Here is a 21,648-nt window from a genome sequence, read left to right as displayed (position 1 = left end):
TCGTACGGTGGTCTGAATGGCCGCGGGAGGGGGTCCTCCCCACCCCGCCCCGTTGTGCAGGGTGGGGAGGACCCCCTCCCGCGGCCATTCAGACCACCGTACGAAGCCTCCGAGGAACGCAGGCATACAGCGCCCTCGCCCACAGTCGGCGCACGGGCCGCGAACGGCCCGGCGGGACGGGCAAGCCGCATCGTCCGTCCAAGGGGCGCCGAGGTAGGCCGTTTCCTTCGGATCACCTCGCTGACCAGATGAAGATGGCGGCGAGGTGGAGTCCGGCGAGGTAGATGGTGCCGGTCTTGTCGTATCGGGTGGCCAGGCCGCGCCCCTGCTTGAGCTTGTTGATGCACCGCTCGACGGTGTTGCGCTGCTTGTAGCCCTCGCGGTCGAAGGCCGGCGGGCGACCGCCGTGACGGCCGCGCCGTTTGCGGCTGGCGGCCTGGTCGGCGGGCTGAGGGATCACCGCGCGGATTCCGCGCCGACGCAGGTGAGAGCGAATCGCGCGGGACGAGTAGGCCTAATGGGAGGCGAAGGCCGGCGGGAGTTGGCCTTCGTGGGCACGAGCCGAGCCTTTGAGTATGCCCGGGCCTGAGAGCCCTGTTGACCGCACGTGTGTGTTTCCGGAGGCCTGGACGTGCGAGTTGCCTTGTGCCGTTACGTACGCATTTTCGTAGGCTACAACGGTTGCCGAATCGCTGGCGTCCACCCGAGCTTCGCCGCAGACGGCTACTTGCGTTGTATCCGTGGCATCCACGTATGCGAAGTCGTAAGCGGTGACGTGGGCTGACCCTGAGGCGGTCACGACGGCGTAGCCGGTGGCGGTGACGTGATAGTTGTCGCGGACGCGGATGGCCCCGGTGGACGCATGAATGTTTGCCATGGCCACGATCTGCGTTTGGTCACCTGCCGGGCGCAGAACCTCCGCCCGGCCTTGCCCTGCCCGGCCCGTGCGCCGAAACCATCACGGTCGGGACCTGGCCGGCCGCTCGACTCGAAGAACAGACAGCCCGCCTTCCGCGAGGACGTGGGCAAGACCGTCCGACGCCCGGAGACCCTGGCCGACCGCGATCGCACCAGACCGCAGGGCAACGGTTCCGGGCCTGTCGGCTGGGCCGAGCAAAATGCAGCCTTGTGAGCCTCCATTTCGAAGTCGTCTTCACGCGCTTTCTCCAAGACGACACCCCGACACGGTCCTGAACACTCTGCGATGGCACCTCGGCCTGACCACTGAGCGCTCGACTGGGCTCGACCCGGACGAGCACAGTACGACACCGAGCCGACCGTCTTCACCTTCGAGAACGGCACCTACGGACCGCTGAAGCTCTGATCGGATCCGCCGGCTGAGCTGCCGAAGAGGTTAAAGAACAAGCTGAGACAATCCACCAGAACCCCGGGGCCGCACCACCAGTTTCAGCAAGGAAGGGTCGTACCGAGTCGACGACCGCACCGCGGGAGCCGTCATGGCCAGTGTGAGGGCGCCACCAGGGGTTCCTGGGCTGCAAGAACGTCCCGCGAGACCGGATGGCGACGACCAGGAGCCGGCGCAGATCCTCCTCCGTCAGCACGCCGCTCTCTGACGCCTCACCGCCGCCCGCAAGGACGCCGCTCTCCCGGATCAGGTGCTCCAGGTAGGCGAGGTCGTCGGGGTGGTCGTCTTCGTCCCGCTTCCCCAGTCTTCGAGCATCTCGTACGCCCACCAGGCGTTACGGTGCGCAGCACCGCCCCCGCACCGCTCCACCCCTGCCTCCGCGTCGCGGACGACTGCCTCGGGACCCGGGCCGAACAGCTGACACGGAACTCGTGAGGCGCCCCCGCACCCTGCGAGCTGGCTAGCGCATCATCCATGGACCGACTTCGCTCTTCGGTGGACCTGCGGATCGTCCTCCTTGTCATCCGATCGGATCTGGAGACGGCCGCGCTGGATGAGGGAGCGTAGTTGACGCTATGCCTCCATCGAAGTGACTTAGATGCACTACTACCCCTAAGAATCCGCTGGACACTGCCCAATGGTCACCCAGGCTACGAAGTCGGGGGGCCGTGCGGCTTCATGTCCGGGATTGCCGAGCCCTCCGAAACATGCCTCTGGCGCTCTGTTTTCGGATTGGCCGTTCCGAGTGGGTCAAGTCGCCGGCAAGGTGGCCTGCATCTTTCCATTTGTGTATTCGTCGATCCTCAGACCGGTACCTCTGGCGCAGTAGCGCGGGGGTTGCAGGAGGCACCGTGCTCACCGCGTTCGCCCGGGCGTTCAAGACGCCCGACCTGCGCAAGAAGCTGCTCTTCACGCTCGGCGTCATCGTGCTGTACCGGCTCGGATCGCACATTCCTGTCCCCGGCGTGAGCTACAAGAACGTCCCGGTCTGTGTCGACCAGGCGGGCAGCAGCAATGGCTTGTTCGGGCTGGTCAACATGTTCAGCGGTGGTGCGCTGCTGCAGATCACGATCTTCGCGCTCGGCATCATGCCGTACATCACGGCGAGCATCATCTTCCAGCTGCTGACCGTGGTCATCCCCAAGCTGGAGAACCTCAAGAAGGAGGGGCAGGCCGGCACGGCGAAGATCACGCAGTACACGCGTTATCTGACGGTCGCGCTCGCCATCCTCCAGGGCACCGGTCTCGTCGCCACCGCCCGCTCGGGTGCGCTGTTCCAGGGCTGCACGGTCGCCAGCCAGATCGTGCCGGACCGCTCGATCTTCACCACCGTCGTCATGGTCATCACGATGACCGCGGGCACCTGTGTCGTGATGTGGCTCGGTGAGCTCATCACCGACAGGGGTATCGGCAACGGCATGTCGATCCTGATGTTCGTCTCGATTGCCGCCGGCTTCATTCCTGCGCTGTGGCGGATCAAGGTTCAGGGCAAGATTCTCGACGGCTGGGTCGAGTTCGGGGTGGTCATCCTGGTCGGCCTTGCCATGGTGGCCTTGGTGGTCTTCGTCGAGCAGGCGCAGCGTCGGATTCCGGTCCAGTACGCGAAGCGCATGATCGGCCGCCGCGCCTACGGCGGGACCTCCACGTACATCCCGCTGAAGGTGAACCAGGCCGGTGTCATCCCGGTCATCTTCGCGTCGTCGCTGCTCTACATCCCGGCGCTGGTCGTGCAGTTCAGCGGATCGACCGCGGGCTGGGCCACCTGGATCCAGAAGCACTTCGTCAAGGGTGACCACCCCTACTACATCGCCGCCTACTTCCTCCTGATCGTCTTCTTCGCGTTCTTCTACGTGGCGATTTCGTTCAACCCGGAGGAAGTGGCCGACAACATGAAGAATTATGGTGGCTTCATCCCGGGTATCCGGGCGGGCCGTCCTACTGCCGAGTACCTGAGCTACGTGCTCAACCGGATCACCTGGCCGGGGTCGCTGTACCTGGGTCTCATCGCTCTTGTCCCGACGATGGCGTTGGCCGGCTTCGGAGCGAATCAAAATTTCCCGTTCGGCGGGACGAGCATCCTGATCATCGTGGGTGTGGGTCTGGAAACCGTGAAGCAGATCGAGAGCCAGCTCCAGCAGCGGCATTATGAGGGGTTCCTCCACTGATATCTGGGGAAGGGAAGAGAGTCCCGTTGTTCTCCGGCGTGATCCACCTGTGGACCTCGCGGCGTCCGCTCCACCCGGACAACATCCAGGAAACCGCCGCCACCGCAGCAGATCCATCCCGTACGAGCGGATCGTCGGCGGCGGCCGCCACCAAGCCTGCAACTCGGGAAAGAACACGGACGCCGGCTCAACCACCGCCATGCCGGCGTCCAGGGCTGAGCCGGCGCACACGGTCCAGGTCGATGTCGTAGCCGACGATGCGGTGGCCGACCTCCTCGGTGCGTACGGCCAGGGGGCGCCCTGAGCCCTGACCAGCGATGACCATCTGCATCGCGGTTGCGGTGCCCTCGGTGCGGCCGTCCGATCCGTGCTCACCCAGACCCACAGTGACCTGGAGCTGCTGGTCACCGACGACCAGTCCACCGACAGCTCCATGGAGCTGCTCGCGGAGTTCGCCCGGCAGGACGAGCGCTTCCTGCCGGAGCGGGGCACCCGAGCGGGGCGGAGCGGGCCGGGCCCGCAACCGTGCGATCGAGCGGGCCCGCGGGGACCGCGCCGCTGACGTTCACCTCGTACTTCAAGATGGACGCCGACTACGCCGGCGAGAGCACCGACTGGGTCCCCAACGGGCGCGTGGTCCGTGCCCGGGAGCACGTGGACTACCGCGCGATGCTGGTCCGCGACCACTTCTCTGTCAAGTCCAGCGTGTCGTAGTAGTACCGCAAGCAGGCGCCTCGCGCTGAGTGCCTGCCTGCAATCTGGCGATCACGCAGGGGTGGCGATGCCTGCGTTGGTGAGGATCTCGCGGGCGGGCAGTCCGGTGCTCTGCGCTGCCGTGAGCCCGGAGGCGGCCAGATGTGCGTCGACGATCCGCAGACCTGCGGCGTAGCCGGCGAAGTCGGGCAGGCCGACGGGCTGCTGACCCATGCGCCGGGCGGTGGCGTCGCCGTGGACGTAGGGGGTGAGGTACTGCATGCCTGCCACGTCGATACCGGCGGTGACCTTCTCGTACACTCGGTCCAGCTCGGGGCCGACCAGCTGCTTGGTCCAGGGACCCATGGCGTCGTCTCCGGCCAGTTCCCGGACGAAGGCCTCGGCCAGCCCTTCGGCCACGATGTGTTCGCCGACCGTGACGGTCATGGGGTTCCAGAGCACGTTGGCGTAGCGCACGTTGTGGTGGAGCTCGTGTGCGGCGGTGTGGCCGATCTTGGTGAGGCTGGTCTCGGTCGGCCACATGGTCAGGTGGATGAGGCCGGGGATGCCGCCCATGCCGAGGTAGCCGGAGTTGCGGACGGTCAGGTGCTCGTCGTCAGGATCTCCGAGCATCACGACCACGTGGATGGTCTCGGCGTGCTTGATTCCCGGCACCGCGGACAGAAGCCGTTCGCTGGCCGCGGCCAGGCGGTTCTCGACTTGCCCCCATACGTCAGCGACGCGCATCTGTTCCAGCGCCGGAAGGTAGCGGGGATCCTCCCGGTCCGTGCGGAAACCGCCGCCCATGTGAGGGAACTGGACCACGTCCATGCCGCCCATCACGGTCATGGCTTCCTGCATGGGACTGAGGACGTCCTTGAGCGCGGCAGCCCTGTCCTGGAGAGGCTCTCGGAATACGTCGCGGAGGGAAGAGTGCGTGTCGTGAACAATTATCGTCATGGCCGCGACCGTAAGACCTCACGTAACGTGAGGGGCAAACAGTCGATCCGGCCGGAAATAGCCGCATACCGTGAACGGCAAGGGTCTCCCCTAGTGGTGCACGAGCGGTTGCTCGAAAGACTGCCCCGTCGGTGACCGCAGGGGGCCGACCGTGGATCACCACCACATCGAGGACGACAGCGGTCGCCCACGGGGAGATGCGCTCGTCCGAGAGCGCCGGACCCGGGAATGCGCTGGATATAGCCCTGCACGGCAGAGGCTGTATCGACGCGTCCGCGACCGTCTGGACAGTGCACAGGACCTGGCGTCGCCGAACGCCGGCGGCACCTGGAGCACCCTCTCCGCCGAAGGCGGGGCCGATGTCCGCGCCCTGCAGCAGGCCGGTAGCACCCTGTACGGGTTCGACAGCCAGAGCGGGAAGGTGTGGGCCAGCAGCGACGGCGGTCCGCCGCCCTGACTGCGCTCAAGCCCCTTGCCGGTGGCCACCCACACGGTCTCGGGGCTCTGGGCGTGGGCGGCAAGGTCGAGCACCGGCAGTTGGGCCCGCTTGTCCCAGCTGCGGCCGACGAGCCGGAGCCCGGCCGTCTCGTCGCGCTGGCTGCGGACGGCCGCGTCATCAGCAGCACTGACGGGCAGCAGTGCACCGAGAACGGCCGCCTGCCCGCCGGGGGGCGAGCCGACCGTGCTCACCGCTGTGACCGCCCCGCATCTGCTGGCCGCCGACAGCACCGATGCCGTCCACCAGTCCACCGACGTCGGCCGTACCTGGACCGTCCTGCACCGTCCCGCCGGAGCCGCCGGAGCCGCCGGAGCCGCCGGAGCCGCCGGACCACACCACTGGACCACACCGCTCACACCGGAACCGCGCACGACCACGCCGCCCACGCGGGCCACCCGGGTGACCACGGCCACCAGGGTCACGCCGGTCACGCGGCGGGGGCGTCCTGGCCGACGGCGGCGAAGGCGACGCTGCAACTGCCTGACCGGCTGCGCGATCGGCGAGATCCTCGGCATAGTTATCGGCACCGCCCTGCTGTGGGGCAACGTACCGACCATGGTCCTGGCCATCGCGCTCGCGTTCGTCTTCGGCTACTCCTTCACCCTGCTCGCGCTCCGCCGCGCCGGCCTTGACTTCAGGAGCGCGGTCAAGGTCGCGCTCGCCGCCGACACCGTCTCGACCGCGGTGATGGAGCTCGTCGACAACGGCATCATCGCCCTGGTCCCCGGAGCGATGGACGCCCACCTCTCCGACATGCTGTTCTGGTCGTCACTGCTGGGCGGCTTCGCCGTCACGTTTGTGCTCACGACACCCGTGAACAAGTGGATGACCCCGCACTGTGGCCAGGTCGGTCGTCATCGGCATGAGCGTCCACGGAGCCGTCGGGGCATGGTCGATGAACAGCGCCCCCAGAAGGGCGCGGCGCTCGACGTAGGGCCGGCGCAGCAGCTCCTCGCCGTCGAGCTGCGGACTTGGAAGGCGACGTAGTAGGCCGGCCAGCGTGCGGCCAGGGCCGGGTCGCTGCGGGTGCGGGCACCGGCCCGGCGCTGCAACGCGGTGAACGACAGCGCGCCGACAGCGAAGTCCCAGACGACCAGTTCGCCGTCGAGGACCAGGCCGTCGGGCAGTTGCTGCTCGGCGGCGGCCACCAGGTCCGGCCACCGGTCCTGGACCAGCGCCCCCCGGCGGGTCTGCAGCAGCACCCGGCCGGCCGGGCCCGAGGGGGTGAACAGCAGCGCCCGGTGGCCGTCGATCTTCTGCTCGCACGCCACCCTGGCCCCTGGCGCGGCGTGGGTGGGCGCCCGCCCCGTTCGATCGTTGTGGAGGATCCGGTGGCAGAGACAGCCGCCCCGCTCCCCGCCTCTGTTCTTGATCCGGGCCGCGTGCGGCACCTCGTCGATGACCGGCTGGCTGCCTTCTCGGACGCGAAGGCGCATATGGCAGCCGCGCAGGAGTTCCGTGGCCGCCCTGTCGGCGCTCACACAGACCGTCGTCAAGAGCGCGGACGAGTCCCGCACGAGCGTGACGACGGTGTCGGACGACGGTCACCTGTTCACGTCGCTGGAGGCGAACAGCGTCTACCGGTTCAACAGCACGCTGCTGTTCGACGGGCCCGAGGCGGCGGACGTCACGATCACGTACACGGTGCCCTCAGGGGCGACGGGCGGGTGGGCGCCGTACGCGGGCACGTTGGGCACGACGGTGCCGGACGGGTCCGCGCAGCTGAAGGTGGCCGCCCGCCAGTACGGCTCGGCCTCGGACATCGGCGTCATGGCGTCGTCCGCGTCCCTGGCCGGGATCATCGCGACCCCGCGCGGCATCGTGACGACCGGGGCGACCCCGGGCCTGCTGCGGCTGCGGTGGGCGCAGCAGACGAGCAACGCCTCGCCGGTGGTCCTGCGGGCCGGCTCGCTGCTGGAGGTCGTCAAGGTTTCCGGAGGTGGCCCGTCAGCATCTGGGATCAACCTGGACTACCCCTACGCGTTGCCGTCGGATCAGGGTCTGCTGGCGTGGACCGGGGACCCGAACGACGCCGGTCATGTCACCGCGCAGTCCGCCGCCGGTGTCGGGGGCCGGGTGACGCTGGTGAAGATCCGGATGCGGAAGTCGATCACCTGGTAGCGGATCTGGTTCGGTCTCGCAGGTGTCGACGCCGCCGCCACTCTCGCGAACTGCTACCTGGGCGTGTACGACTCCGCCGGTGTCCTACGGGGGGTCACGGCGGACATCTCCAGCGACCTCATGGCCGGAGCCACTTGGAAGTCGGTGCCTCTCGCCTCGCCGTTCACTGCGGCGCCGGGAGAGTGGTTCATTGCGATGCTGCTGAACGGCAGCTGGACAACGAATCAGCTGACGTTCAAGGCCACCGGCGCGGGGTCACGGTGAACGCCAACCTGTCCGCGCCGCGGCTGCGCTACTCGAACGTGCTGAGCGGCCAGACGTCCCTGCCTGCCTCTCTGGACCTCACCCAGCAGTCCACCAGCATCATCAACACGGGCTGGGCGTCGCAGTGGTACGGCGTCTCCTGACGACATCGCCCCCTCTCCGTCCTACGGGCTGGGGAGGGGGCGCTTTCGTGCGTTCAGCTACTCGGCCGCCGGGGCGAGACCGTCCACCGCGTCGAGCGCCCTGTCCCACGGGTACGGCTCGCGTCGGCCCGGCTGGTTGGGCACGAACCCGCCCTCGCCGTACAGCACGGTCACGCCCATCTCCCGCAGCTCCTGGACGGACCGCTCGAACGCCCGGTGGCGAACGTACGCGGCATTCACGCAGGGCATCGCCGCGATCGGGATGTTTTTGCCGATGCCCTCTGCGACGACGCCCACGACGAACCGGTCTGTCAGCCCGAGGGCCCACGCGTTCACCGTGTTGAAGGTGGCCGGCGCCACTAGGATCGCGTCAGCCGTCGGCCACACGTCCGGCTCGCCCGGCCGCTTGTATCGGCTGCGGACCGGGTGGCCGGTGAGCGCCGCGAGGCCGTCGAGTCCGTCCGCCAGCCACTCCGCGGCGGCCGGGGTGAGGCCGAGGCAGACGTCCCAGCCACGTGCCTGGGCCTCCTCGATCACGCGGGCGATGTCGAAGACGGGCGGGGCGGCTGAGCCGAACAGGTACAGGGTGCGCTTCGTCATGGGGCCCGACCCTATGCAATCGCCCCCGGTCCGGGCGGACTCGGGGGCGACAGCGGTACCGTCCAGATGACGAGTCTTGGACGAAGACCAGTATGCCTCTACCCGACGATGACCACACCGGTTCCCGGATCCGCGAGCAACGACGCCTGAAGCACCTCACGCAGCGGCAGCTGGCCGACCGGATCCCGTACAGCCTGAGCTATCTGAGCCAAGTCGAGTGCGGCGCACGCCACGCGACTCCGGGGTTCGTGGCGGCTGTGGCGCAGGCGCTGCGCGTGGAGTCGTCCGATCTGACGGGACCGTCCGCCATGACATCCCTGCCCCCCGACCGCCTCCTCGCGTTGGTCGCGCCGATCCGGGAGGCCCTCGACCGGTACGACCTCGGCCCGAACCCCGACCTCCCCGCGATCCGGCCTGTGCCGGAACTGGTGGCCGCGGCGGAGACACTGTGCCGGCAGGTGCGCGCCACCCATCTGCGCGCAGCGGCCAAGGCCCTGCCCTTCTTGATCGTGGAGCTGACCCACACGGTGTGGACCACCCCGTCTACGGAGACCTGGCGGGCCCTCGCGTCCGCGTACCGGACCGCGCACGACGTGGCACTCAAATTCGACCACCCGGATCTCGCGCGTGTGGCGCTCGACCGAATGGGGTGGGCGGCCAGTCGGGCCTCCGATCCGTGCATGGAGGCGGTACAGCGGTACAAGCGCGGCACCCTGTGGCGGGGCGCGACGAGCCTTCAGCTCATCCGGTCCGGGCAGGCTCTGCTGACCGGCCAGACCAGCCGCGAAGCCCTCGCCGTGACGGGTCAGCTGCACCTCGGCATGGCCACCGTGGCGGCCAAGCAGCGCGATGGCGCCGGTGTCGAGGCGCACCTCGCCGCCGCGCGCGAGCTGGCGGACCGTGTGGGCGGGGAGGCTGGCGAGGTGCACTGGCTTTCCTTCGGGCGTACGAACGTCCGGCTCCACGAGCTCGGCACGTCGATCGCGATGGGCGACTACGACACCGCCCTCAGGCAGGCACGCGCGCTGAAGCTCCCGGCGTCGACGTTGACCTCGCGGCGAGCCCGCTACCTGGTGGACCGTGCCTACGTGGAGATGGAAGCGGGCTCGCCGAAAACGTCCCTGCGGTATCTGGCTGAGGCCCGGAAGGTGGCCCCGGAGCAGACCCGGCATCTGCCGGGCACGCGCGCGACGATCCGCGGCCTGGTCCACTTGTCGCGCCGGGCGCCGGACAGCCTCGGTGGGATGGCTCGCTGGATCGGCATGTAGCACGGCGGAGCACTCACAAAACTGTGAGTGTTCTGCCCTCCCTGGGGCGTCAGGGTGGTCCCACCACCCGCTGACGACGGTAGGGAGCACCGGCATGAACGCCCGGGAGACAGGCTCGGCATTCCGCCACCAGAGCCACCGACTCATCGGCCAACAGGTCGTGGACACCCGGTCGCTGCGCGAGGGCGAGCTCCGGGCCGTCCTCGTCGAGGAGAACGGTGACCTCACCGCGTACATCCGCGGCGGCGACCACCGCGAGTTCGACGTCCCGCTCAACTGCATTCGGCGCGCCCAGTGACGTCGACCATGGTGGGCGGCACGCCCGTCGGGGGCACGCCTTCCGGCAGGGTTCCGCAGACAGTGGAGCAGGCGGAGGGGCGCAGGCGGTACTGGGACCGCTTCTACCGCGTCCCCCAGGAGTGCATGCCGGCGGTGAGCCTCGGTGAGGTGGAGATGCTGGCGCGGCGGTTCCGGCCACGACCGGGGCTGCGGGCCGTGGAGGTGGGGTGCGGGCGCGGGAGCTTCTCCGCCTCGCTCGCGGCACTCGGCCTGGTGACCACCGGCTACGACTGGTCGGAGGTCGGAATCCAGGCCGCACGGTGGTCGTGGCGCGACCCGCGGGTGTCCTTCGCTGTGCACGACTTCCTCGGCGGCCGCGCCCCGGCCGGCGTGACGAACGGCAGCGTGGACGTCCTCGCCTGCCGGGTCACGCTCCAGTACCTCGACACCGCGTTCTGGTCGGCCGCCCGCCGATGGCTGCGCCCCCGTACGGGCACCGCGTACGTCGTGCTGCCGGTCAACGAGCGGCAGCCGCCCGAGAAGGGCGAGTGCGGCCTCCCGGAGGCCGTGATCGAGCGCCTGCGGGACGATTGGGCCCGTTCGGAACGCTGGCACCTCGACTCCGAGCGCGCGTTCACGGCGCTGCTGCTCCAGGGGCCTCTGCGGTGACCGCCTCAACCAGCCCGCTGCTCGGCGAGGCCCGCGCCCATGAGGCCCGCCGGGCGGCCGAGGCCTCGGGCGACGGCGCCGTTCAGGGGCCCGCATCCCGATAAGCCCCCGTCCGGGCCGCGCATCTGCCAGGACCACGGCCCGGACGGGTTCCCGCACCCTCCAACCGAGATGGAGGCACTACCGCATGACTACCACCACCACGGGGCACGTCACCAGGAACGCCCGCGCGCTGCTCACCGAAGACGAGCTCGAGGGCGTAGCTGCGACGGTCGCCAGCAACAACCCGGACCTGTCGCACCGAGACGCCGAGCGCATCACAGAAGAGGGCCTGAAGTTCGTCGCTGCCGCCGCGCAGTTCCCGGGCAACATGCGGCCGTCCCGCACGGTCGACGAGGGCTGGCACGCGCTCATCCTGCACACCACGGTGTACGCACGCCTGTGCACGGAGCTCGGCCGCTTCGTCCACCACGTTCCGGAGCTCCCCGACCCGTCCCGGTACACGCCCGGCGCCCTGGATCACACGATGGAGCGGATCCGCGCGGCCGGGTTCGACATCGACCCCGAGCTGTGGACCGGCCCCCTGGACGGGCTCCCGGTAGCCGCAACGTGCCAGCACGACAACCAGTGCGGTGACGGGAACTGCGGGACGGGTTGCCGAGTCGACCACCCCAACTAGATCGTCTCGCTAGGCTGGTGGGCTATGACCAACGCGTGGGAGAACCGCGAGTACGGCGACCTGATCGACCACCTGACGCAGCTCCGCCGGCGGGGCCGGTTCGTACAGCCTGGCCGTACCCTGCCGGTCAGCGGTTGCGCGTCCTGCCGCGGTGTCCGCAGGGTCGTCCTGGTCGACGGTGAGCGCCGCGTGGTCTACAGCGAGCCCTGCCTCTCGTGCCGCGGTGGCGGCGCGCAGGACCGGGAGCACTCGCCAGCCTGATCCGGCACAGCCCCGGCCGGCGCGTCCCCCCTGTCGGCCGGGGCTACTCCCGGACGAGGTCGGCAAGTGGCACGTCGGCCGCTCGCGCGATGCGAAGCAACATGGTGAGGCTCGGGTCACTGAGGGCATATGCGATCCGGTGAACGGTCTCGGGCGGCCCGCACGGGCGCGCCGATGGTCTGGCGGCGGGTGAGGACCCAGGCGGGCGGCGGGTCGGACGGCACTCGACCACGCTCGACCAATCATGATCGTTTGCCTTTACCAGCCCAGGTAAATTGTTTGATCTTGAACACCCGAGGTATGGAGTCCCCCACTCCCCCTCAGCCCCAAAAGCGATCGGCCGACCGAAAATGCCGCCCCCGGGCGGTGAAGCGCCTGCCTGCCCGTCACCCCGCGTGCCTTCGCGGGGCGGCCGCCTTTTGCCGGTCGGACGTCCGGGATCCGACAACAGCGCCGTCCGTTGCGCCGCGAGAGTGTTGGGCAGCCCGGTGAGCGGGGTGGCGTACGGGTGGCCGGGGCGGGCCCTGGGATGGTCCTTCAGTCGTTGCGCACGACCGGGGACGGAGAGCTACGGATGAGGGACTCCGGGGCGCGCGTGCCCTCGTCTGAGCGCGTCCGGCTCGGCACCGGGGACCGGCTGGTGCTGACCGCGCTGGTGCTGATCACCTTCGTCGGCTCGATGGACTCCACGATCCTGGCCACGGCGCTGCCGACCATCGCCGCCGACCTGGGGGACCTCCAGCACCTGTCCTGGGTGGTGACGTCCTATCTGCTCGCCGTCACCGGCTCCGCCCTGATCTGGGGCAAGCTCGGCGACCTGCTCGGCCGCAAACCCCTCCTGCAGGCGGGGCTCGTCCTCTTCCTCGTCGGTTCGGTGCTGTGCTCGCGCGCGCAAGGGCTGCCCGAACTGATCTGCTTCCGCGCCGTGCAGGGTGTCGGGGCCGGTGGGATGTGGGTCATCGCGCCCGCCGTCCTGACCGGCATCGTCGGCCCCCGCGAGCGCGGCCGTTACCAGGCCTACGTCGCGGGAGTCGCTGCCGTGGCGTACGTGCTGGGGCCCTTCCTGGGCGGGCTGCTGGTGGAACACGCCTCGTGGCGCTGGACGTTCTACCTGAACCTGCCGTTCGGGCTGGCGGTCATCGGGCTGCTCGCCTTCTTCCTGCGTCCCGGGCAGCCGACCGGGCACCCCCGGATCGACTACTGGGGCAGTCTGCTGATCGCCGCCTGTGCGTCCGGGACCACCCTCCTGGTCACCTGGGGCGGGGTCGTCTTCGCCTGGTCCTCACCGCCGATGCTCCTGCTCCTCGCCGCGGTCGTGGTCCTCGCCGTGCTGCTGGTGCGGGTCGAACGCGGCCACCCCGAACCCCTGCTGCCCGGCCGGGTGCTGCGCGAGCGCGTGTTCCGCACCGTGGCTCCTTTGACGCTCTTCTTCTGGGTGGTCGAGTCCGGCATCGTGAACTACCTTCCCCTGTTCTTCCAGGTGGTACGCGAGACGTCACCGACCGTCTCGGGCATGATGCTGCTCCCGATGTCGCTCGCCTGGCTGCTCACCTACAGCGCCATCGGCCGTGCCGTCACACGGACCGGCCGCTACCGTCACTTCCCGGTCATCGGAGCCGTGCTCCTCGTCGCGGGGCTGCTGCTGTTCGTCGCGTTGTCCCAGGACGCCTCGGCCCTGGCCTACGGCGCGGCGCTGGTGGTGCTGGGAGTGGCGTTCGGGCTCGTCTCGCCGATCGCCCTGATCGCGGCGCAGAGCGCGTGTGCGTACGAGGACGTGGGCGTCGTGACCTCGGCCGTGGTCTTCTTCCGCAACCTGGGCAGCATCTTCGGCGCCGCGCTGTTCGGAGCGGTCCTCAACCGGAGGCTCGTCGACCACCTGGTCCGGGACGCCGAGGGAAGCCGGTTCACGGCCGCGGAGGCCGAGCGCATCCGCATGGGCCGGCCGATCGACCTGGACACCCTGACCCCGGCCGGCCGACGGGCCTACCTCGGCGGTTACGGAGCGGCCATGGACGAGGTGTTCCTCACCGGGCTGGCCGTGTCCCTGCTCGTGCTGGCGTTCGCCTGCGTCGTCCCGGCCGTTCCCCTGCGACGGACCATGACGGCCACCGGTGTGCGCAAGGACAGCAATGTGATCCCTTCCCTCCCCGCCGGTGACGACCACGTACGCGAGGCCCTGGAAGTCCTCGCCCGGGGCGGGCTGGGGTCCGTGCGGCGCAAGGCCGGGGAACTGGGGCGGCGCTACGGGATCTCCCTCGAGGAGATCTGGCTGCTGTGCCTGCTCTCCTACAGCAAGACGGCCGACGCGCGCCACCTCGCCGGGGTCATGGGCGTCTCACCGCCCGCGTTGCACGCCCGATTCCGGTCCTTGTGGAGGAAGGAGTTGCTGTACGCGGGCGACCGGGCACGGGGGCCGACTCCACGGGGGAGGAATCTGGTGGAGGGCCTGTCCGCCACGCTGCTCGAACAGCTCTCCGCGGACGGCTCCCCCGGTCCGGCCGACCGGAACGCGCGAGCTCCGCTCGATCTGAGTGCCCACGCGCTGGAAATCCTGGCCGAGGGATCCGCCTTTCTGCCGCGGCCGGAACCGGACTGACGGCGCGCCGCCGCCGGCCACGCCGCACCACACGTCCCACGGAGCAGGCTCCCGCCGCTACCACGACAACGACATCCACCCCTGCTCGCCGTACCTTCATCGGCGCGCCGGGATCGGCGCGGCCGGGGTCGGCGCGGCCGGGGTCGTGCTGGAGCCTGGCCTTGCCCCCACCGGCTCCGCGGACGTCGGGTACCGCACCAACGACGACCGGGAGCTCGCCGGGCACCGCGGCGAACTGCTGGGGATCCGCATCACAGGGCGCGAGGAGCATGAGCGGCTGTTCGGTGGCGGCCCGGTCCGCTTCGCGCGGTGCGGACACCTCCACGATGGCAGCCGACCGTCTGTACGTGGTCGCGATCAGCCACGGCCGCGAGCCGGACCAGCGGTGGAACAGCAGCATCCGTGAAGGTACCGCCGGTGGCAGGGCGGTGTGCTCGGCCTTCGACGCCGCGATGCGCCGTTGCGGCCCGCAGCCCCGGCGGCCTGTAGGTCGCCGGGGCTGGGGGGCTGCGACGATGAGGGCGGCGGCGTCCACGCGTAGGCGCTACCGACCGCGGACCGCGCTCGACAAGACGGCGCCGAAGGCAGTCCGGGCCCGGCCGGGGATGAGCCCCATTGCGCCACCGCCCTCAGGAAGCGCACGCTACATTTTCACCAATTCCAGCGTTCCGTCCGTGTACCAGCCTTCGCCCTTGCAACGGAAATCTTCTCCCCGCGGCTGGGTGCTGCCGTCACAGAGAAGGCTCTGGTTTATCATTCCCACGATGACCCGCACCTGGAGATGGAGGGCATGCGTCCAGTCTTCAAGGATCACCGTTCCATCACCCTGCCCGTACAAAAGGGCTTCCCAGTTCGTTGTCTGCCCCGGAAGCAATTCGGGTGTGTCGTCCGGTCCTTGCCCGGTTGCCCACATAGCAGCACCTCCACCAGAGGATACGACCGTCAAGGCGACACCGGTACTGTTCTTTATGCGGATTCCACGTGTGGGCCTCTCGTCGGCGGCATCCGCAGGTGCCGAAGCGGCGAGGAGGCCCGCAATGGAGGCCGCGGCGACGATCGCTCCGGTTTTTTTCTTAAAGTGCACGTCATGCCTGTCGTCGGAAACGGTTCGTTCTGATGTTCAGATCCGGTACGGGAGATCAGCCGCTCATGCGAGCGTCGGGTACGGTCGAAGCGACCCCGAGCAGCTCGTATTCCCGCACCGAAGACACGGCCGAGCGTTTTCACGCAAAGGCCGTGTGCGTCCACACCACTCTGCCCACGGCAGCGACTCGCGGAGCGGACCGATCAGGGGAATGGCGGGTGGAAAGACGCTTCATCCGTCCTGACGGCTCCCTACGGTGCGGACCGGGACGTGACCGCGCCGTGGGCGCGAGCGGCACCACTAGTCGAACTCGCACACATCACGATCGACAGAGCAACGGCTTCTTACGCCTACGCACCAGCGGTATCAGGCCCTCGCGGTCCGTTCGGCCGACCGCCGGGCGGACGGCTCTCGTGAGCCGGGCCCCTCGCCGAACCGCCCGGTCTCCACGACCACGAAGGATCGCGGAAGCCGAGTGGTGCGGACGGGCGCCGTGCCGCCGGATGGCGGCAGACCGGCATCCACCACGCGCAACGCCTCATACCGTCGAACGATCAGACGCCGGTCCCACTGCCGGTGCGGCGGCGGGCCACGGTCAGCGCCCACGCGCCCGCGCCGACGGCTCCGACGCCGCCCAGGCCCATCAGGGCAAGGCCACCGGCCCCGGTGTCGGCGAGGCCGCCTCCGCCGGAGCCCGTGCCGTCGCCGCCCGCCCCTGTGTTCACGTCCAGCGAGAGTTCGGCCTGGTTGTCACCGGTGTCGGACTCCAGGGTCTGGGTGGTGGCGGCGACCGACGCACGGATCTTGTCCAGGCCGTCCGGCACCTGCCCCTTCAGGGTGATGGTGCGAGTGGAACCGGCGGCCAGATTGCTCTCGTTCCAGGACAGTCCGGTCTTCCCGTCGACCGCGCCCTGGGGAGCCTTCGCTTTGAAGCCCTCGGGAAGTACTGCGGTCAGCCGGACCGCCTCGGCGGTGGCGCTCCCCTCGTTGGTGAGGGTCACGGTGTAGGTCAGGGTGCTTCCCGGCTTGGGCTGGGCGGCGTCGGCGGTCAGTGTGACCGCCAGGTCGGCCTCCGCCGGTTTGCCCGGATCACCGGCGGGGCGCTTCAGCTCGACGGTGTTGTTGGACGGATCCCTGTCGACGGTCGTCGTCTGCACGGCCAGGCTCAGCTTCGGGGAGACGGACGGGATCCTCGTCTCCCACCCGGCGCCGCTCGCCAGACGGGCGGGCGGGGTTCCAGGGATCTCCACCGTCCTGCCCTGGGCGTCCGTGGCCCGCAGTGTGATGGTCCGCGCGGTGTCGGGGCCCTTGTTGAACACCTTGACCCGGTAGCCGTCCTTGCCGTCGGCCCCGCCTCCGACCGTCACGTCGCTCACGGCCGGCTTCGACACGTGCGCGGGCCCCTCGACACGCAGGGCCCCGATCCCGGAGACCTGGTAGTCGAGCGACGGCCGCAGTTCGAGAGGGCCCTCGTGGCCCTTCGGGACCGCGACCTCGTAGGCGACCTTCACGTCCTTCGTGGCACTGCCCACCGGCACCGAGAACACGCCGTCCTTGACGACCGGCGCGGCCGAGGGAGCACCGCCGTTCACCTTCACCGAGCCCTGGACGAGCGCGGTGCCGGCGGGCAGCCGGGCCGAGAACACGCCGTCGGTGAACCCGGTGCCCTCGGGGACCTGGACCACGGAGGTGTAGGGGGCTTCCGCTCCGGCGTCGAAGTTCTCCGCATCGGTGGCGAGCGTGGGAGCCGGTGGCTCCACCCGCACGCTCACGCCGTCGTACAGGTTCCCGATCCGGTCCGGGCGCAGCTCGAAGCGCAGGGACTTCACGTCCCGCGGGACGGTGTAGGTGCCCGCGTACCGGTGCCAGGACGCCCCCTTCTCGCTGCTGAGGAGCGCTGTCTCCTTGGTGTCGGTCAGGGGGATCGACACCGCGGAGCCCTTCTTCGGAGTCACGAACACCTGGGGGCGCACGTCCTTCTTGTACTGGTACCAGTCGTCGATGAGCCCGCGCGGTGCGTGCCACAGCTTCACGTGCAGTTTCGTGCCCGGCTCGACCTTGAGGTCCTGCGAGAGGGTGTCCGCCTCGATGATGGTGGACAGAGCGTTCGGGCCGTCCGAGAGTTCGGCCAGGTTCTTGCCCTCCTGGGGTTTGACGCCCTCGGTCCCGCACCAGAGCTCGATGTCCTTCGACTTGTCGGTCGTCTTCCAGCCGGTAGTCGTCTCCGGCATCCTCTTCCACCCCGGAGGGGCCGGGCAGGCGGCCTTCTCGAAGCCTCCGTCCTGCAGGAGCTCCACCGCCGGGGGCGGAACGTCCGGATTCGGCGCCGCCAGGGCCGGCGAGGTGCCCAGCACGGCACCGGCCGCGGCCACCGCAGCACCGGCCCGCACACCACGACGAAACCGGTGACTTGCTGAGGGCGAGGGCATGGAACATCAACTCCACAAGCGAAAGAAGAACGGGGCAGTGAGTGGAAGAGAGCGCCGGGTCGCGGAAGGAGCCGGAGCGACATCGCCCGGGCCATATGCAGGTCGAAGGCCAGGACACGGTTCGGCGATGTGCGTTTCCTCAGCGCTCCGGCGGAACGTGCCTCACTATTGCGCGGGGCGTCACCGGAGCGAATGCCGCCCCGGGCAGACAACGGGGCACTTCGGCAGGGCATCCGTTCACCCGAAGACGCCGGTGGGCGGGCCTGCCACCGCTGCTCCGGCGGCTCGTACCCGCGCTGAACTGCACACCGCAGAGCTGATCCATGGCCGCATGGCCGGGAGCAGTGCGACGTCGGCCGCGGAGTGGAGCGGGATGGTGGTGAGGCCGACGTGGTGCTTGTGATCGATGGCCGCCGGGGCCGCCGGGGCTGCCGGGGCTGCCGGGGCCGCCGTGGCCACCGGGGAGACGAAACCGAGCCTGTCCACCTGGTCCCGATCGGTCCTTCGCACCCCTAGGCGCCGGGCGGCCTGGTCCGGGCCCAGGGGGACGTGCTGGTGGAGGAGGGCGAGGACGTGCTGGTGGAGGAGGACGGGCAGGTCCCGGCGGCGGGCTAGGGTGGCCACCTGGTCCGGGTGGACGTCGGGGAACTCGGCGTCCCCGCCGAGGCGGACCAGGAGGCCCGCTCGGGCCAGGTGGCCCACCGCGGACGCGGTCACCTGCGGTCGGCACCTCGGGAGCGGCTCCCCCAAGGCCTGCGTCAGCCGGTCCGCCGCCGCGCCGGCGCCGATCGGGCCTGCAGCGCGGGCCGCACGGCCTCGGGGCGGCGGCCGCCCGCCCCTCGGTCACTGGCTCCCCAACCGTTTCCAGGCCCGTTCCGCACGCATGGCCTCCTGTGGCGCCCCCCCCGTCCGGCAGGAGCCTTGGCCACTGGTCCACGCGACGACGGTGGCTCTCACGCACGTCCCCCTGCGTCGGGCCGGTCGGACTCGGCCCGCCCCGGCCCGACCCGCCTGAGCCACCTGGGCAGGCCGGCGTCACCTGGCCGCCGAGCTCCAGATCCAGGAGTGCGTCGTTGAGCCCGGTCAGGATCGGCCCGACCGGGTCAGTGGGAACCCGTGGCGTCGTTCTCGCCCGGGCCGGGAGCTGCCGTGCCGCCGGCGGCCTGGCGGGCGGCTCGTTCCGCGCGGAGTTCTTCGGCGACCTCGTAGGCACGGCCCGGGTCGTAGACGGTGACCGTAGTGCCAGGGCTGTACATCGCGGAGGCCCGGGGCGTGTACCCATAGCTCTCGACGCGGCGCCGGGCGGCTATGCCGTGGACCTCGCCGATGGGTACCCGCCACTGCTCGGCGGTGCGGGACGGGGTCCACCACTCGTCCGGACACACGAAGTCTCGCTTGACGTCCGTCCGACGCTCCACCGCCACCTGGGCCGGGGCGAGGTGCTCGGTCAACCAGGTGGTCAGCGCCTGTGCATCGACCCGAGAGAGCGGTGCGAAGGTCGCCGGTTCGCACTCCACCGTCTCGTCGCGGGTATGCAGCATCACCTTGATCGACTGTCGCTGCCCGAGACTGAGTCGCTCGATGACGACGACTCGCTGCAGATCAGCCATCGCCATGGTCGACGAACGCAGAAAGCGGGCGAAGACGACCTGGGTCGGTGTTCCCCGGGGGCGGAACTCGACCCACCGCACCGTCATGGACACCGTCACGCACACCACGACCACGATGAGCAGGATCATTCCGACGACCGTGAGCGCCAGGAAGACCCACAGAACGCCCCAGGCGACGGGACTCCCCGAGATCACGGCGGCCAGCAGAGCGCCCAGCAGCAGGGGGGCGGCGATCACCGCCGGGACCACGATGCTCGCGCCGAATTCGAACGCAAGCTCGCAGACCCAGCTGGGGACGAAGAGCAGCCGCCATCCGTCCTTCACGGGTAACACGACTTTCGCCAGCGGGCCAGAACGTTGAGACTTCATGGCTCAAAGGTAGGACTGTGCAAAGGAGTTCGTAAGGCCACTGAGAGCCGCACCTTCCCGAGGACAGGAACCGCAGGCGACAGCGCGTCAGCCGGTCAGGTGGGTCCCACAGGTCGGCCACGGCTCGGGGGTCCGGCCCTGCTGGCATTCCCCTCCTCGGCGGCCTGCCACGCGGCGGCTCTGGGTACCGCGTCCCGGCTGGGGCTGTCCACCACCGTGTCCGTCCTCGTGAGCGCGGCTGTCACCGTGCTGCGCGCCGAGGCGTCGGAGAACAAGCCCAGGAAACGTCTCTGCCATGCCGACACCCCACCGGTCGGGTTCCGCTCTGCGCACCAGCCTCGACTTCCTGTGCTTCGAGCGGCTGAACTCACTGGGCTGGAACATGCCCCTGCCCCTCTTCAAGATCCTCTGCGGCACCGGCGTCGCCGTACTGCTGCCCGTCCTGTTCGCCGTCACCCTCCTCGCCTCGCGCGTCCTGCGCTCCATGAGCCTCCTGCCCGCCCCGGCCCTGGTAGGCGGGTTCCTGCTCACCAACCTGTACGTCGGCGGGGCGTATCTCCTGCGCGAGATGTACTCCCGACGCCGTCACAGCGTCAGCGGCAGCCCCAACGAGGGGTTCTTCAGAGCACTCGACGTCCGGGCACGCGACATCTTCCTCGCCTACTGCGCCAGCCGGATCCTCCTCCACCACACCGCCCTGCTCACCGTCGACGCGGCGTTCCTGATCGTCTTCCGGGCGACCCTGTCCAGTTCCCTCGCCGTGGTGTTGGCCTGCGTCCCGCTCGCGCTCTGCGCCCTCTCGCTCGCCGTGTCGGCCCAGCTGGCCGCGGGTGCGGGTACGGGCGCGGCCGCACGGACCGGCGGCCCAGCCGTACTCGTGGGACTGGGAGCCCTGCTCTTCCTGACGGGCCTGGCAACCGGGATGCTGCTGGATCTCCTCGGGAGCAGGACGGCCGGCGCGTTCCAGGGATGGGCCACGGAGGAGGGCGGCGATACCGCGCCGGTGGTCGGGAGGACCTACGTGATCCTGCTCCTGACCACGGCCCTGGCGTGCGGCGTGCGGCTGTCCGGTGGTCAGCTGCTGCCCCTGCCCCCGGACATGCGAGGGCTCGTGACGCGTACCGCCGTCGCCGTGACCTTCGTCCTCCTGCTCGGATGCGTCGAACTGGTACTGGCGAGGCGCACCTGGCGATGTTGCTGCCCTTCACCGCGGCGAGTGCCATGACCAGCTTCACCGGTGCGGGCACTACGCTCGTGGACAGCAGCACGCAACTGGGTCCGCTGCTCGGCGGCGCGTTCTTCCTCGCCCTGGTGATGGGGGCCACGGCAGCAGCAACGGCGACCTTCCGCCGCCAAGACGCGTAGCGACCGCGTTCGCGGGGGGCCTTGTGACGGTCTGCCCCGCGGCGCGGAGATGGAGATCGAGCACGGCTCGGAGGCTCGCCAGGTCGATGCGGCCGAGGGGTTCGGGCAGGGCGATACCTGCGTTGTCGAGCGCCCCCAGGGTCCCCATTCGCCGGGGCGCGGGCGGCGGGGGCGCGCAGGGGGCAGGTCGGTGGCCGTTGGGCAGCAGGCAGATGGGCAGTAGGCACA

At 69.8% G+C, this 21,648-nt stretch carries 19 protein-coding genes and 4 pseudogenes; 14 read left to right on the top strand and 9 right to left on the bottom strand.

Translation table 11 applies throughout. From position 1 onward, the window contains the following. Positions 1-232: 232 nt before the first annotated feature. Positions 233-514: pseudogene (locus tag EF918_RS16895) on the bottom strand (transposase); the annotation flags it as partial. Between the two features lie 396 nt (positions 515-910). Here EF918_RS16895 and EF918_RS38210 point away from each other — a divergent pair. Together EF918_RS38210 and secY are read left to right on the top strand one after the other, a co-directional pair. Then, positions 911-1,132, top strand: a pseudogene (locus EF918_RS38210) (hypothetical protein); the annotation flags it as partial. Positions 1,133-2,217: 1,085 nt separating this feature from the next. After that, positions 2,218-3,531 carry a preprotein translocase subunit SecY gene (gene secY, locus EF918_RS16880; RefSeq protein WP_125646467.1) on the top strand — a complete coding sequence of 438 codons (1,314 nt, stop codon included), beginning with the start codon at positions 2,218-2,220 and terminating at the stop codon, positions 3,529-3,531. Between the two features lie 187 nt (positions 3,532-3,718). Here secY and EF918_RS37005 read toward each other — a convergent pair whose 3' ends face one another. Beyond that, positions 3,719-3,862: a hypothetical protein gene (locus tag EF918_RS37005; protein ID WP_185921777.1), complete on the bottom strand. Its 144-nt coding sequence runs from the start codon at positions 3,860-3,862 to the stop codon at positions 3,719-3,721. Between EF918_RS37005 and EF918_RS38205 the strand changes: the two are divergent. Further along, positions 3,839-4,338, top strand: a pseudogene (locus EF918_RS38205) (glycosyltransferase family 2 protein); the annotation flags it as partial. The gene EF918_RS37005 and the pseudogene EF918_RS38205 overlap by 24 nt on opposite strands. Here the strand turns inward: EF918_RS38205 and EF918_RS38200 are convergent. Further along, positions 4,297-5,184 (bottom strand): DUF2268 domain-containing protein, encoded by an 888-nt coding sequence (locus tag EF918_RS38200; RefSeq protein ID WP_125646465.1) that lies wholly within the window; start codon positions 5,182-5,184, stop codon positions 4,297-4,299. The pseudogene EF918_RS38205 and the gene EF918_RS38200 overlap by 42 nt on opposite strands. A gap of 837 nt (positions 5,185-6,021) precedes the next feature. Between EF918_RS38200 and EF918_RS16865 the strand changes: the two are divergent. Further along, positions 6,022-6,511 (top strand): annotated as a pseudogene (locus EF918_RS16865) (DUF4396 domain-containing protein); the annotation flags it as partial. Between the two features lie 26 nt (positions 6,512-6,537). Here EF918_RS16865 and EF918_RS16860 read toward each other — a convergent pair. After that, positions 6,538-7,164, bottom strand: coding sequence for a hypothetical protein (locus EF918_RS16860; protein WP_260610278.1), 627 nt, complete (start codon positions 7,162-7,164; stop codon positions 6,538-6,540). On the opposite strand from EF918_RS16860, the gene EF918_RS36995 reads away from it, so the two are divergent. Both EF918_RS36995 and EF918_RS36990 read left to right on the top strand, forming a co-directional pair. Further along, positions 7,142-7,804: a hypothetical protein gene (locus EF918_RS36995; RefSeq protein ID WP_185921776.1), complete on the top strand. Its 663-nt coding sequence runs from the start codon at positions 7,142-7,144 to the stop codon at positions 7,802-7,804. The genes EF918_RS16860 and EF918_RS36995 overlap by 23 nt on opposite strands. Positions 7,805-8,064: 260 nt before the next feature. Beyond that, positions 8,065-8,211, top strand: a complete 147-nt coding sequence (locus EF918_RS36990; RefSeq protein WP_185921778.1) for a hypothetical protein — start codon at positions 8,065-8,067, stop codon at positions 8,209-8,211. Positions 8,212-8,268: 57 nt separating this feature from the next. On the opposite strand, the gene EF918_RS16850 is transcribed toward EF918_RS36990, so the two are convergent. Continuing rightward, complete coding sequence (locus EF918_RS16850) at positions 8,269-8,811, bottom strand: flavoprotein (RefSeq protein WP_125646463.1); 543 nt, start codon at positions 8,809-8,811, stop codon at positions 8,269-8,271. Between the two features lie 92 nt (positions 8,812-8,903). Here EF918_RS16850 and EF918_RS16845 point away from each other — a divergent pair, with 92 nt between their 5' ends. The 6 genes from EF918_RS16845 to EF918_RS16815 all read left to right on the top strand — a co-directional run bounded on the left by EF918_RS16845 (position 8,904) and on the right by EF918_RS16815 (position 14,563). Then, positions 8,904-10,079 (top strand): helix-turn-helix domain-containing protein, encoded by a 1,176-nt coding sequence (locus EF918_RS16845; protein WP_125646461.1) that lies wholly within the window; start codon positions 8,904-8,906, stop codon positions 10,077-10,079. 94 nt (positions 10,080-10,173) lie between these two features. Continuing rightward, the gene (locus EF918_RS16840; RefSeq protein ID WP_125646459.1) at positions 10,174-10,377 is read left to right on the top strand and encodes a hypothetical protein; all 204 of its coding nucleotides are present in this window, start codon (positions 10,174-10,176) and stop codon (positions 10,375-10,377) included. A gap of 62 nt (positions 10,378-10,439) precedes the next feature. Then, entirely contained in the window at positions 10,440-11,027 is a 588-nt protein-coding gene (locus EF918_RS16835) for a bifunctional 2-polyprenyl-6-hydroxyphenol methylase/3-demethylubiquinol 3-O-methyltransferase UbiG (protein WP_185921775.1), read from the top strand. A gap of 187 nt (positions 11,028-11,214) precedes the next feature. Continuing rightward, a complete protein-coding gene (locus tag EF918_RS16830) occupies positions 11,215-11,706 on the top strand; it encodes a hypothetical protein (protein ID WP_260610277.1) in 492 nt (163 codons plus the stop codon). A gap of 24 nt (positions 11,707-11,730) precedes the next feature. Beyond that, positions 11,731-11,967: a hypothetical protein gene (locus EF918_RS16825; protein WP_125646455.1), complete on the top strand. Its 237-nt coding sequence runs from the start codon at positions 11,731-11,733 to the stop codon at positions 11,965-11,967. Between the two features lie 595 nt (positions 11,968-12,562). Continuing rightward, the gene (locus tag EF918_RS16815; protein ID WP_185921774.1) at positions 12,563-14,563 is read left to right on the top strand and encodes an MDR family MFS transporter; all 2,001 of its coding nucleotides are present in this window, start codon (positions 12,563-12,565) and stop codon (positions 14,561-14,563) included. Between the two features lie 643 nt (positions 14,564-15,206). Here the strand turns inward: EF918_RS16815 and EF918_RS16810 are convergent. The 4 genes from EF918_RS16810 to EF918_RS16795 form a co-directional block, all read right to left on the bottom strand. Beyond that, a complete protein-coding gene (locus tag EF918_RS16810) occupies positions 15,207-15,647 on the bottom strand; it encodes a hypothetical protein (protein ID WP_125646451.1) in 441 nt (146 codons plus the stop codon). A gap of 554 nt (positions 15,648-16,201) precedes the next feature. Further along, complete coding sequence (locus EF918_RS16805; protein ID WP_125646449.1) at positions 16,202-17,878, bottom strand: CARDB domain-containing protein; 1,677 nt, start codon at positions 17,876-17,878, stop codon at positions 16,202-16,204. 435 nt (positions 17,879-18,313) lie between these two features. Beyond that, positions 18,314-18,793, bottom strand: a complete 480-nt coding sequence (locus EF918_RS39070) for a hypothetical protein (RefSeq protein WP_125646447.1) — start codon at positions 18,791-18,793, stop codon at positions 18,314-18,316. A 386-nt stretch (positions 18,794-19,179) separates the two neighbouring features. Next, complete coding sequence (locus EF918_RS16795; RefSeq protein ID WP_125646445.1) at positions 19,180-20,010, bottom strand: hypothetical protein; 831 nt, start codon at positions 20,008-20,010, stop codon at positions 19,180-19,182. A 340-nt stretch (positions 20,011-20,350) separates the two neighbouring features. Between EF918_RS16795 and EF918_RS16790 the strand changes: the two genes are divergently transcribed. Together EF918_RS16790 and EF918_RS36985 are read left to right on the top strand one after the other, a co-directional pair. Next, positions 20,351-21,280 carry a hypothetical protein gene (locus EF918_RS16790; RefSeq protein WP_125646443.1) on the top strand — a complete coding sequence of 310 codons (930 nt, stop codon included), beginning with the start codon at positions 20,351-20,353 and terminating at the stop codon, positions 21,278-21,280. Then, positions 21,277-21,420, top strand: a complete 144-nt coding sequence (locus tag EF918_RS36985) for a hypothetical protein (RefSeq protein WP_185921773.1) — start codon at positions 21,277-21,279, stop codon at positions 21,418-21,420. Before EF918_RS16790 ends, EF918_RS36985 begins: the two co-directional genes overlap by 4 nt. The last annotated feature ends 228 nt before the right edge of the window (positions 21,421-21,648 follow it).

Source organism: Streptomyces sp. WAC06614 (genome assembly GCF_003949795.1).
Lineage (GTDB): Bacteria > Actinomycetota > Actinomycetes > Streptomycetales > Streptomycetaceae > Streptomyces.
This window is presented reverse-complemented; position numbering and strand designations above follow the sequence as displayed.